Below are 12,308 nucleotides of genomic sequence, written 5' to 3'. Positions count from 1 at the left end.
GCTGGCTCGTGATGCCTTGGCTCGTGGTCCTGGTCAGCGGTGTTCGGTGGGGGGCGGAGCGGCGGCCGGTGGAGTGGCGGCCGGTGAGGCGGTGGCCGGTGGGGCGGCGCGATGGGCTGCCATGCGCTCGACGTCGCGGCGTGAGGCCAGCACCCTGCGGTGCAACTGGCCCCGGGACAGGTCGCCGGGACCGCGTCCGCCGATCACCCGGGCCAGCAGGAACAACAGCAGGACGAGGGCCATCAGCAGGGCGGCGGAACCGAACCCCCGGGCGATATAGGCGGGTTGGGGCGAACGCACCAGGTCGAAGGTGGCGAGCGGCAGTGAGATCTGCGGGTCGCGGAGCGGGTCGGCGTTGAGTCCGGCGTTGACCCCGGAGGTGAGCAGCACCGGCGAGGTCTCACCGATCCCGCGGGCGGTACCCAGGATCACCGCGGTGGTGAGGCCGGAGCGCGCGGTGGGCAGCACCACGGTCCACACGGTGCGCCACTGGCTCGCGCCCAGCGCGTACGACGCCTCGCGCAGCGAACCCGGCACCAGCCGGATGACCACGTCGGCGGCGCGGATGATGATGGGCAGCATCATCACGCTGAGCGCCAGCGCGGCGGCGAAGCCGGACTTGTCGATACCGAGGATGAGGATGACCGTGGCGTAGATGAACAGGCCGGCCACGATCGACGGCAGCGCGGTCATCGCCTCGACGATGGTCCGTACGAAACGCGCGTAGCGTCCCGGCACCTCGTTGAGGAACACCGCACAGGCGAGCCCGAGCGGAATGGTGATGGCCAGGGAGATGGCGATCTGCTCCAGCGTGCCGACGATCGCGTGCACCACGCCGCCCTCGGTGAGCGGTTGCAGCGGGCCGGTGCTCGACATGTCCTGGGTGAAGAAGTTGAGGTGGACCAGCGACCGGTGGCCGCGCCACAGGGTGAAGCCGATCACGAAGACCAGGGCGACGAGGAGCAGCACGGCGAGGCTGTGCCACAGGACCGCGGCCACCCGGTCCCGTACGGCGGCGCCGTTCTCGTCGAAGGAGACCAGCACCGCGTAGAGGGCGATGAAGAGCACATAGGTGACGGCCATGAAGCCCAGCACCGAGGTGAACGGGGCGACTCTGACGAACAGCAGGAGCGTCAGGGCGACGGACCCCACCGCGGCACCGGCCAGCGCGAGCAGTTCGGTGGCGTGGACGGCGGAGGTGTTGCGGCGGACCTCGGGTCCGCCGTCGGACCGGCTGCCCCCTCGCATCTGTTCCTTGTCGAGGAGATCGCTGTCGACGAGATCGCTGTTGGGGAGGTCGCTCTTGACGAGGTCACTGTTGAGGAGGTCGCTCATGTCAGGCCTCCGCCCCGACGCCCGAGCGGCTGCGCGCCACGATCGAGGAGGCGATGAAGTTGATGACGAGGGTCATGAGGAAGAGGGCGAGGCCGGCGGCCATGAGGGCCGACATGCCGAAGTCGCTCGCGGAGCCGTAGCGCAGGGCGATCAGCGCCGAGACGGAGTTGGCGCCGTTCTGCAGGATGTGCGGCTGGACGGCGAAGACCGGCGAGATGATCATGTACACGGCGATGGTCTCGCCCAGGGCCCGGCCGAGCCCCAGCATGGTCCCGCCGATCACCCCGCCCAGGCCGAAGGGCAGCACGACCGTACGGATCATGCCCCACTTGGTCCCGCCGAGCGCGAGCGCTCCCTCCCGCTCGCCGACGGGCGCCTGGGAGAACGCCTCCCGCATGACCGAGCAGGCGATCGGCGTCACCATGAGGGCGACGACCATCCCTGCGATGAAGGTGGACGAGGTGTAGACCGTCGTCGTGGCCAGCGGGTCGCTCGGGTCGGCCCCGTCGACCTTGAAGATCGGGATCCAGCCGAAGTACGTGGTGATCCACCGGGACAGCCCGACCACCTGCCCTTGCAGGAAGAAGGCCCCCCACAGCCCGTACACCACGCTCGGCACCGCGGCCATCAGGTCCACGAGGCTGACGAGTGTCCGCTTCAGCCGCCGCGGTGCGTACTCCGAGATGTACAGGGCGGTGCCCAGCGCCAGCGGCACGGCGAAGGCGATCGCCACGAGGCCGATGAGCACGGTGCCGGTGAGTACGGCGGCGATGCCGAAGTGGTGGGAGTCCGGCTCCCAGGCCGACGTGGTCAGGAAGGACCACTTGGCCACACGGAGCGCCTCCGCCGCGCGATAGCCGAGGAAGATGCCGACCAGCAGCATGATCACCAGCACCACGGCACCGCTGCCGCGTGCCGCGCCCCGGAAGAGACGGTCCACCAGTTCGTTTTTGGCCCGCAGATCACGCGGCGTGTCCAGGAGCTCCGGGCCCCCCGGCCCCGGCTGCCCGGGCCCGGAGACGACAGCGCTCACGACGCACCCGCCCCGGCCCGCAATCCTGCCGGGGACGCCGGGGACAGGGAAGGCTCCCCGCCCTCGGTCTCCGACCGGGCCGGCCGGGCCGGCCGCGCCGGACCGGGCAGATGCAGCCCGCGCAGCCGCGGCCGGCTGACCAGCCCCTCGCCCAGCTGGGCCACCGGCACCGTGGCCAGGAACAGGTTCACGTTGTACTGGCACTCCCGATGCCGCTGATACGACCGCCCGGCCATGGCGATGTCCTGCCCGTCGAGCTCGACCCGCCAGGTCCAGGAGCCCGGTACGTCGGCCATGACGAGCAGCGCCCGTACGTCCGCCACCCGCTCCCGAAGCCGGGCAACGGTGGCCTGACCTGCGGCAAGGCTCCCGAACGCGCCGACACAACGCCCGAGTTCACGGTTGTTGGCGCTGACCAGCCGCCACCCGACCGCTATACGTCCTGTCTCCGGTCTTCGTTGTCCCTCCGGGCCCGTAGGCAGGGCCATGCCAAGGTCCTCGATCGGCACATACAAAAAGCGTGGGCTGACCATGGGGACCACCCCCCTCCCCTAAGCGTTTTTTGCGCCGCTGACCGAAAAAGGTCCCCTTGGTGTCGGCGCACCCGAGAGTCTTCCGCTGTGGAGGTCCTGTGAACACAGCCGAGCGAAGGCCGAACGGAACCAAGATGAACGAGAGGTGCTGGAGAACCCAATGTGACAACGATCAAGTCCGCCATCACGCTGCGCTCCGAATCGACACGATGACCGGGGACAACGGGCGCAACAGACACTCCACACGACCCTGAGCGGCTCACCAGCCTGCGGCGCGGCGACAGCACGGCCGATCGGATGGCGGCACGGCGGCTGCCGACGGGCGTGCGGATACGAATCCTGTCGGGGTACCACATCACACTCGGGGATCTTGTAGCCGTAGGTCTCGGCGAAGTCCTCACCGGCGTAGCACAGCACCTCGTCGCCGTCGTATTCGCCTGCGCAGGCGTCCAGGCCGTCGAGTACGCCGAGGGCCACGGCCTCGGCCGCGTCCGGCCGTTCGACGGCGTGCAGGGCGCGGGCGACAGCATCCCGGCACAGGCATCCTGACGCCAGGGTGCACGGGCCGTCGCATTCCGCCGTCAGCCCCCGCCCTGCGACCCGCACCCATACGCCGCAGGCGGCGCCCGAACCGTCCCGCACCAGGCCGCCGATGCCGCGCGCCACGCTTGAATAAGTCCAGATATAATAAGCGCGTCTATCGTTCAGAGGTGCACCGTGGACAAACCCGCCGAGATCTTCGACCGCGACTTCGAGTGGGCCGAGCTGACCCGCTTCGCCACGCTGCCCGGGCCCCGCGCCACGCTCGGCGTGGTCTCCGGCCGCCGCCGCCAGGGCAAGACCTTCCTGCTCGACGCCCTCACGCGCGCGAGCGGCGGCTTCATGTTCACCGCCACCGAGACCACCGAGTCCGACGCCCTGCGCCAGTTCGGCGAAGCCCTCGCACGCCACCGCGACCAGCCCACCCCGTTCCGCTTCACCCACTGGGACGAAGCCGTCACCGAGCTCATGCGCATCGCCGACCAAGGCAGCCCCGTCGTCGCGGTCATCGACGAGTTCCCCTTCCTCGCCAAGGCATCCCCTGCCCTCCCCTCAATCATCCAGCGCGCCCTCGACCCCGCCGCCCAGCACACCAACACCCCCGTACGACTCCTGCTGTGCGGCTCCGCCCTGTCCTTCATGGGCGGACTCCTCGCCGGCAACGCCCCGCTGCGCGGTCGCGCCGGCCTCGAACTCGTCGTGCCCACCCTGGACTTCCGCCTCGCCGCCGAGTTCTGGGAGATCAACGACCCGCGCACCGCACTTCTCACCCACGCCATCGTCGGCGGCACCCCCGCCTACCGCCGCGAGTTCACCCAGGGCGACACCCCCGCCGGGCCCGACGACTTCGACGCCTGGGTCACCCGCGCCGTCCTCAACCCCGCCCGTCCGCTCTTCCGCGAGGCCCGCTACCTTCTCGCAGAGGAACCCGAACTCCACGACACCGCGCTCTACCACTCCGTTCTGGCCGCCATCGCCGCTGGAAACGCCGCACGCGGCGGCATCGCCGACTACCTCGGTCGCAAGTCCACCGACCTCGCCCACCCGCTCAGCGTCCTCCAGGACGTCGGCATGATCACCCACGAAGCCGACGCCTTCCGCCGCAACCGCTCCGCCTACCGCATCGCCGAACCCCTCATCGCCTTCTACCACGCGGTCATGCGCCCCGCCTGGGGCGATCTGGAGCGCCCCGGACGCGCCCCCGCCGTCTGGCGCCGCGCCCAGTCCACCTTCCGCAGCAAGGTCGCCGGCCCGCACTTCGAACAGGTCTGCCGCGAATGGGCCCGCTGGCACGCGGCCCCCGAAACCCACGGCGGGCAGGTCACACGGGTCGCCAGCGGCACCGTCAACGATCCCGCCGCCAAGACCAGCCACGAAGTCGACGTCGCGGTCCGCGGCGACACCGACAGCAACCGCGAGACACTGCTCGCCATCGGCGAAGCCAAGTGGAACGACATCATGGGTAGGGCGCACCTCGAACGTCTCCAGCACATCCGTGCTCTGCTCACCTCACGCGGCAACGCCACCGACGCCACCCGGCTGCAGTGCTACAGCGGCGCCGGCTTCACCGACGAACTGCACCACCTCGCGGAAAACGACCCCACCATCCAGCTGATCGATCCGCTTCGCCTCCACCACGGCGACTGACCCGGACGCACTCACCGCCCCTGTACAGGGAACACGGCCTCCACCGTTCCCGTCGTTGCCCACCGCCTGTCGACCGTTCAGCACGCCCATTTCGATCAGCCCCCGACACCGACGAACGCCTCTCCAGGCTCGGTCCAACTCCCAAGGAAACTAGGGGAATCCGTGACCCAGAAACATGACGGTGTGGTCGTCTACTGGCGCCCTATGTGCACGTACTGCATGAAGTTGCTGCTGCGTCTGCGCTTTACCCGACTGCGGTACACCACCGTGAACATCTGGAGAGACCCGGATGCTGCGGCGTTCGTCCGCTCGGTCGCAGACGGGAACGAGACCGTGCCTACGGTGACCGTGGCGGGGCGGGCCATGGTGAATCCGTCGAAGAAGGAACTTCTGGAAGCTGTCAACGCTCATGCCCCGCACTTGCTGCACCCGGCCCGGTGACATTCGACAGGCTGTCATCCCGGAGACGGATGAAGACTCGCTGACCGGGTCGAACTGCACACCGAAGTCAACGACGTCGGGGTTCAGCATTGTGGTGCACCAGAGGCATCCGGTGCCGCGCACCTTGGCGTCGGCCATGCCGTCCGGCCGGGGCCTGGTTCCGCCCACCCCCGAGGATCACGGGGTGCGGGGGCGGGCGGGGGCTATGGGGTGCGCTGTACCGGTGCGGTCTGCTGCGGGGCCTCGGGCACGTGCCGCCCGGGTGCGTGTACACGGTCTGGCAGACGCCCGTCGAGCGCAGCGGCGACACCTCGTCGGCCGGGCCGGTGATGGGCTGGTCGCACCGGCGACAGATCTTCACGGGATACCTCCTTGGTTGTGCTTCGGGGCGCAGTCGGGGCAGGCATGGACCCCAACGTCGAGGACATGGGCGCCGTCCCGACCGCGCGCGATGCCGACGGACACGGCGCCGACCACGCCGCGCAGGCTCCTGGCGCACCAGCACCGAGCGCACGGTCTGAAGGCGAAGGGAACAGTTCGTGATCTTCGTGATCGAGGCAGAGTTGAAGGCTCGCGTTCACGCACCCGAGGAGGTCGTGCGGCGGCTCGATGAGCGTGCAACGGCCCGGGTAGAGGTCTACGGGGATACGTACTACGACCGGCCCGACGGCTCACTGGAGAAGGCAGACCAGGAACTCAGGGTCCGCACGGTGCACGGAGCCGAGAGCACACGCACGGTTCTCACCTTCAAGGACGCTCGCTGCGGTCGATGAGACCTCCGGTTCCAAGCCCGAGCACGAGACGGTCGTGGCGGACGCGGACGCGGCGCACGCCATCCTTCAGGGACTTGGGCACGTGCCGGTCATCGCGTTCAGTTGTGCGGCGACGGCCCCGGTTGCCGAGCCGACGGCCGCTGGGGCCCACGAGCAGGTGCAGGAGCCGTAACCGGCGCCGCCGGAGCTGCCTCCGATGCCCGAGCTGCTGGCGCTGCCGGAGCCGAAGCCACCGCCATAGGCGCCCGGATTGACGGTGCCGTAGCCGCCGCCGATACCGCCGGAGCCCCCGCCGGTGCCGGGGTTGTTGAGGTAGCTGGTGTCGCCGGGGTTGCCCGGGGCGCTCCCTTGGCGATGGCGTCGGACATCAACGCGCCACCCCGGGTGTTCGGGTGGAACGGCTCCTGCGAGCTCCACTTGTCACTGTCGCCGCTGAACATCACGCCCAGGTCGGTGAGTGCCGGATCCTTCGTGTACACCTCGCGGCCGGCCATCGACTTGGAGGCATCGGCCAGTTCAGCGCAACCGCACACCTCTACCGCCTTGGCGATCGCGGCGTTGAGCTGCTTCCCGAACTGCTGGATGCGCTGCAGTTCGTACTTGCTGAAGCCGCTGTAGAAGGGTGCCTTGACGTTCGGGTCGATTGCGAGTTGAGCATCGGCTGGAGATCTTTGAGGACCTTCTCGAACGCCTTGCCGGTACCCGAGAGCACGGCATCGGTCAGTACCTGGGCGAACTGGGCGTCGTTGCCGCCGAAACCGACGATCACGGCATCCGCGTGGGACCGGACTTGGTCCCGCTGCGGATTGTTGGCGAGCAGCCCGTCCGACTTCTCGGGCTTGGGCGGCAGGAAGATCTTGCCCTTGCCTTGCCGCCGCCCAGGTCCACGCCGTCCACGTTCACCTTGGGATTGGCGTCCTGGACCTGCTGTATCGCCTGCGCTCCGGCCGCGTAGGGCGACCGGTGCCGGGGATTCGCGGCATCGAAGTAGGTGCCGGTCATCCCCTCACCCGAGGAATACGAATCACCGGCAATGTCTACTTTGATAGTCTGCGCCCCAATTGCGGCGGCCGGAGCCGAGTCCACGGCAGGAGCCGTATCCTGCGGTGACCTGCTTGAAATGCCCGGTTCTCCGACCAGGGCTTTTTTCATGGAGCGGGCGACGGAAATGAACTCGCGCTCCGGGCTTGGGAATCTATGCTGCGGAATGCATTCGCATGATGTCCGACCTGTGCATACCTGCCCCATTGGGGGCCTTTCGGAATCTTTCCCCGCTCCGGTCCTTACCGTTGCCGACCGTCTCGAAGGGCACGGTTGGGGCACGCCCCGCGCGACAACGACCTGACGGTCGGCGTGAGCGGTCCGAGACGCCTACGGGTTGCCATTGATCTCGAACCAATTCAGCCCCTGACACACCACCAAACACCCCTGCCGGGACAAAAAGTTCTTGCAGGCATACCGAGTGCCCACCGTCATCCGCTGTTAACCCGAGAATTCACTCACCGCTCGTCGATTGTGTGGTGCACAGCTACTGTGCGCGGCTGCTTGGTAGTTGAGACTACGCGCGTGGATCCGTCCGGGTCCTCATCACATATTCGAGGAGGAAGGTGCCCTCTTGACATTCAAGATCAGTCGGGCGCTTGCGGTGGTTTCATCCGGAGTCATAGTGGCGACGGGTCTGGTCAGCCTCAGCTCGGTTCCGGCCGCTGCGGATGGGCCACGCGGTGTCTACAAGGTGGACATCGTCGGTGACTCCTACTCCTCGGGCGAGGGGATGACCGACACCTACTTCGATCCCAAGGATCCCCGGCACCGGTCGCCCTACGCGGCGGGTGCGCAGGCGGCGCAGCGGGTCCAGGAGGCCAATCCGGGCGTGGAGCTGGACGTCTCCATGACTGCGTCGTCCGGCGCCACCACGAAGGATGTCTTCAAGCCTCAGCTCGGGGCCGTCCAGGCGAACAAGAACCCGAAGTCCGGCGGTGCGAAGAGGCTGATCATCAATGGTAATTCGCAGCTGAGCCTGGTAAGGCCCGACGCGGATGCCATCATCGTCGGCCTGGGTGGCAACGATGCCCAATTCGCCCAGGTACTGACCGATGCCGTCACCTCGGTCTCCGGCAACGCCTTCGACAATCTGCTCAAGGAACTCGAGAAGGACCTCAACTCGAAGTTGAGCCCTGAGGAGTACCAGAGGCAGGCGACGGAGAGCGCCAAGTCGGGCGAGGCCGCTCCGACGGTCACCGCACGCCTGTTGCGCGTCTATCAGGCGCTGAAGGAGCGGGCCCCGCATGCGAAGCTGGTGGCGCCGAACTACCCGATGGCCATCGATCCGAACGTGAAGCCGCCGTTCTACAGCGGGTTCAACAAGGACGAGATGGAGCGCCTCCGGGACTTCGGCAAGAAGCTCAACGCCGCGATCGCCAAGGCGGCCGAGGTGTGTGATTGCGGCGTCGAGTCGGCCGATGTCTCCAAGACGATGGCCGGCCGCGAGGTCTACACCGACAAGCCGGCAGTCACCGACCTGGGCGTGATGGTCACCGGCGACAGCGATAAGTGGAGCTCGCAGGAGCCGTTCCACCCGAACCCCGATGGCGGGGCGTTGATGGCCGGTCCCATCGGCAGGGCGCTGGCCAAGCAGCTCGGGCTGAAGACACCGCCGGATCGTGGCGCAGAGCTGACGCCGTTCAAGAAGCTGAAGCAGGCGGAACCCATAACTGGGGGCAAGGTCCCGAACAAGGGCCCGGCCAACGGCCCGGTCAGCGGTCCGGTGCCGGGCAGGGCCCCCGAGCCCTCCCCCGGCAGCGGCCACCCGAACCCCGGCAACGTTCCGGGCTCGGGCAACGCTCCGGGTAAGGGCACCGACCCCACTCCGGGCAAGGGCCCGGGTACGACTCCGAGCTCGGGTTCGGGTACGACTCCGGGCAAGGGCACCGGCACGACTCCGGCCTCGGGCTCAGGTACGACTCCGGGCACGGGCACGGGCACCGGTTCGGGTGCGGGCAAGGGCTCGACTCCGGGCAAGGGTTCGGACTCCGGCTCGGCCCCCGGTAAGGGCACCAGCTCGGCTCCCGGAAAGGGCTCGGGGAACGGCTCGGCTCCCGGAAAGGGCTCGGGGAACGGCTCGGCTCCGGGCAAGGGCACCGGCACGACTCCGGCCTCGGGCTCAGGTACGACTCCGGGCAAGGGCACCGGCACGACTCCGAGCTCGAGTTCGGGCGCGGGTTCGGCTCCGGCCTCGGGTTCGGGTTCGGCGCCCAGCACGGGTTCCGGTCGTCCGGCTCCGGCTCCGGCTCCTGGTCCGGGTGCGGCTCTTGATCCTGCTCCGGCTCCGGCTCCTGCTCCGGCTCCGGGCTCGGATTCGGGCTCGGGCACTGCTCCGGGTGCAGGTTCGAGTCCTAACGGGCTCGATCGTGCGGCGGCGCTGGCCATGGGTGCCGGCGGCGCGACTCAGGGCGGGGGTGCAGCTCAGGGTGGCGGCGCGGCTCAGCGTGGCGGCGCGGCTCAGGGCGGCGGCTCGACTCAGGGCGGCGGTGCAGCTCAGGGTGGCGGCGCGGCTCAGGGTGGCGGCGCGGCTCAGGGTGGTTCGTCGGCTGCTCCGCAGCCTGCGGTCGGGTCGGGCCTGCTGGATCCGACCTTTGCGAACAACTCGGCTGCGGCCGGTGGTTCCAGCGCACCCAACCCGAGCCCCGGTGCCTGGAGCGCGGGTAGCAGTCCGGGTAACACCGCCTCGCTGAACTTCAGTGGTACCGCTGGCAGTTTCGGTACCCCTGGAGGCTCCGGTGCCGCCAAATCCGGTGCCTGGAGTGCCCCCGGCAATCCTGGCGACACCGGCTTCCTCAACGGCGGCATCAACCCCGGCAACACCAGCCCCAGCCTCATCGGCGGCGGCTACAGCACCGTCAACCCCGGTGCGTATGGCGGTGGCTTCGGCTCCGGCAACACCGGTGGTTCCTTCGGTAGCAGTAGCAGCTCCGGCATCGGAAGCAGCCCCGGCGGTGGCAGCCCGGGCAGTTCCGGCAGCTTCGGCGGCGGGGGCGGCTTCGGCGGTCCCGCCGGCGGCTCCGGCGTCGGCGGCTGCGGCTCCTGCTCCTAGGCCCTGGCCCACAGGCCCCTAGGCTCCGGCCTCCAGGCCACCAGGCTCCGGCCTCCGGCTCGGCCCGGTCACCCCCGCGGTGACCGGGCCGAGCCTTTTGCAGGGCCCGTGCCAGAAGCCGCCCCCGGCGGCACTATGAGGCCGCCGAGGACTTCGACGGCGACATGCCCACCCACCAGCGGTGGGCACTGGCCCGCCGCAGTATCAGCAAGCCGGAGGAGATCGCCTGCTACCCCGGCTGCGCGCCGCTCGGCACCACGGTCGAGCACCTGGTCCGTGTCGCGGGGATGCGCTGGGCCATCGAGGAAGCCTTCCAGGCCGCGAAGAACGAGTGCGGGCTCGACCAGTACGAAGTCCGCCGCTACACCGGCTGGATGTGGCACATCACTCTGGCCATACCGGCGCACGCGTTCCTGGCCGTCATGGCCGCCGACGCCGCGGCAAAAGGGGCAGCAGAAGCCGTCGCCCGCCGTTGCCACTATCAGTGGCGGCTGCACATGATCGAGGGGCGGTCCGGGAAGGAGGACACGGGCCGTCAACCGGCCCAGTGCACTCCCCCAAACCGCCCCTCAACAGGGAAAACGTCAAAGTACTGCTGGAGTACTAGCCGCTGGGGCCTAGGAGCAGGCTCCGCAGCCGCCCATGCTGGAGCCGCCGCTGGGGCTGCCGCCGGGGCTGCCGAAGCTGCCGCCGGTGCTGGTGCCGCCTCCGTCGTTGCCGACTCCGATGCCGGAGCTGCCGCCTCCGATACCCGAGCTGCCGGTGTTGCCGGAGCCGAAGCCACCGCCGTAGGCACCGGGATTGACGGTGCCGTAGCCGCCGCCGATGCCGCTGCTGCCAGGAGAGCTGGTTCCCACGTTGGGCATGTTGCCGGGGATGTTGCTCCAGGCGCCGGAGCTCCCGATGATGCTGCTCCCGGTGCCGCTGGGGGCGGTGCCGGGCGTGTTGCCGGGGATGTTGCTCCAGGCGGCGGGGGCCGGTTGCGGGGCCGGCGCCGGGTTGATGGCGCTGCCGACCGAAGGCAGCCCCATGGCCGGGTCGAGGCCACGTATCGGGCTCGGCGTGTTCGCGGGCTGCGTGGGGGCCGAAGAGCCGCCGTCAGCCGCGCCGGTGGCCGCCTGGCGGCTCGGAAGCGTACCGGGAGCCGAGGCACCGCTGCCCGTGGCGGGAGCCGTGCCGGTGGCTGGGCCCCTGCTCGGAAGCGAGCCGCTGCCCGCGCCGGGAGCCGTACCAGTGGCGGCGCCCCTACCCGGAGCCGTACCGGTGCCGGTGCCCGTACCGGGAGCCGCACCCGTGCCGGGCCGAGTGGCCGGAGCGGGAGCCGAACCGGTGCCGGAACCCGTAGCAGGCGCCGAACCGGTGCCGGTGCCCGAACCCGAACCGGAACCCGTAGCAGGCGCCGAGCCGGTGCCCGAACCCTTGCCCGGAGTCGAGCCGGTGCCCGAACCCTTGCCCGGAGTCGAGCCGGTGCCGGTGCCCTTGCCCGGAGCCGAGCCGTTCCCCGAGCCCTTTCCGGGAGCCGAGCTGGCGCCCTTACCGGGGTCCGAGCCGTTGTCCGAACCCTTACCCGGAGTCGAGCCCTTGCCCGGAGCCGAGCCGGTGCCCTTACCGGGAGCAGTGCCCTTGCCCGAACCCGAACCGGTGCCCTTACCGGGCGCCGAGCCGTTGTCCGAACCCTTACCCGGAGCCGAGCCGGATTCCGGAGCCTGGTTCGCCCCCAGGGGCACTTGGCCAAGCGGGCTGGGCTTGAACTTCTTGGGCGGTTTCTTGTGGCGCTGGCCGATGCGGTCGTCGATACCGTCACCATTGACGTCCGGTACCAACTCGTGCAGCTTGTTGAACGGCGTCGGCTTGTCGCCCTGTGCCTTGGGCGCCTTCAGTCCGAGCGCTTTGGCCAGTGCCTTGGCGATGGC

The 12,308-nt window shown here is 69.4% G+C and carries 10 protein-coding genes and 2 pseudogenes; 7 read left to right on the top strand and 5 right to left on the bottom strand.

All coding sequences use genetic code 11. The features are described from left to right. Positions 1-33: 33 nt before the first annotated feature. From pstA to ACWEKM_RS21630, 3 genes are read right to left on the bottom strand one after another with little or no spacing between them, the layout of a single operon-like run. Positions 34-1,335 (bottom strand): phosphate ABC transporter permease PstA, encoded by a 1,302-nt coding sequence (gene pstA / locus ACWEKM_RS21640; protein WP_451622807.1) that lies wholly within the window; start codon positions 1,333-1,335, stop codon positions 34-36. 1 nt (position 1,336) lies between these two features. Beyond that, positions 1,337-2,368, bottom strand: a complete 1,032-nt coding sequence (pstC, locus tag ACWEKM_RS21635) for a phosphate ABC transporter permease subunit PstC (RefSeq protein ID WP_451622806.1) — start codon at positions 2,366-2,368, stop codon at positions 1,337-1,339. Then, complete coding sequence (locus tag ACWEKM_RS21630) at positions 2,365-2,901, bottom strand: hypothetical protein (protein ID WP_451622805.1); 537 nt, start codon at positions 2,899-2,901, stop codon at positions 2,365-2,367. The genes pstC and ACWEKM_RS21630 overlap by 4 nt, the downstream gene beginning before the upstream one ends. Positions 2,902-3,198: 297 nt before the next feature. On the opposite strand from ACWEKM_RS21630, the gene ACWEKM_RS21625 reads away from it, so the two are divergent. From ACWEKM_RS21625 to ACWEKM_RS21610, 4 genes and pseudogenes are all read left to right on the top strand, one after another. After that, positions 3,199-3,450 (top strand): hypothetical protein, encoded by a 252-nt coding sequence (locus ACWEKM_RS21625; protein ID WP_451622804.1) that lies wholly within the window; start codon positions 3,199-3,201, stop codon positions 3,448-3,450. Positions 3,451-3,618: 168 nt separating this feature from the next. Then, positions 3,619-5,088 carry an AAA family ATPase gene (locus ACWEKM_RS21620; protein WP_451622803.1) on the top strand — a complete coding sequence of 490 codons (1,470 nt, stop codon included), beginning with the start codon at positions 3,619-3,621 and terminating at the stop codon, positions 5,086-5,088. 162 nt (positions 5,089-5,250) lie between these two features. Next, positions 5,251-5,529 (top strand): glutaredoxin domain-containing protein, encoded by a 279-nt coding sequence (locus ACWEKM_RS21615; RefSeq protein ID WP_451622802.1) that lies wholly within the window; start codon positions 5,251-5,253, stop codon positions 5,527-5,529. Positions 5,530-6,077: 548 nt separating this feature from the next. After that, positions 6,078-6,402, top strand: a pseudogene (locus ACWEKM_RS21610) (CYTH domain-containing protein); the annotation flags it as partial. On the opposite strand, the gene ACWEKM_RS21605 reads toward ACWEKM_RS21610, so the two are convergent. Beyond that, on the bottom strand, positions 6,369-6,719 hold the full coding sequence (locus ACWEKM_RS21605) for a hypothetical protein (protein WP_451622838.1): 351 nt from the start codon (positions 6,717-6,719) through the stop codon (positions 6,369-6,371). The pseudogene ACWEKM_RS21610 and the gene ACWEKM_RS21605 overlap by 34 nt on opposite strands. Before the next feature lie 226 nt (positions 6,720-6,945). On the opposite strand from ACWEKM_RS21605, the gene ACWEKM_RS21600 reads away from it, so the two are divergent. The 3 genes and pseudogenes from ACWEKM_RS21600 to ACWEKM_RS21590 all read left to right on the top strand — a co-directional run. After that, complete coding sequence (locus ACWEKM_RS21600) at positions 6,946-7,257, top strand: hypothetical protein (protein WP_451622801.1); 312 nt, start codon at positions 6,946-6,948, stop codon at positions 7,255-7,257. Positions 7,258-8,037: 780 nt separating this feature from the next. Continuing rightward, complete coding sequence (locus ACWEKM_RS21595; RefSeq protein WP_451622800.1) at positions 8,038-10,395, top strand: SGNH/GDSL hydrolase family protein; 2,358 nt, start codon at positions 8,038-8,040, stop codon at positions 10,393-10,395. 176 nt (positions 10,396-10,571) lie between these two features. Next, positions 10,572-10,826, top strand: a pseudogene (locus tag ACWEKM_RS21590) (IS701 family transposase); the annotation flags it as partial. Between the two features lie 186 nt (positions 10,827-11,012). Here ACWEKM_RS21590 and ACWEKM_RS21585 read toward each other — a convergent pair. Further along, positions 11,013-12,308, bottom strand: a 1,296-nt coding sequence (locus ACWEKM_RS21585; RefSeq protein ID WP_451622799.1) for a hypothetical protein, incomplete at its 5' end; no start/stop codon positions are given.

Source organism: Streptomyces sp. NPDC004752, from assembly GCF_053601275.1.
The sequence above is the reverse complement of the archived record's forward strand: the minus strand, read 5'-3'. Positions and strand labels throughout refer to the sequence as shown.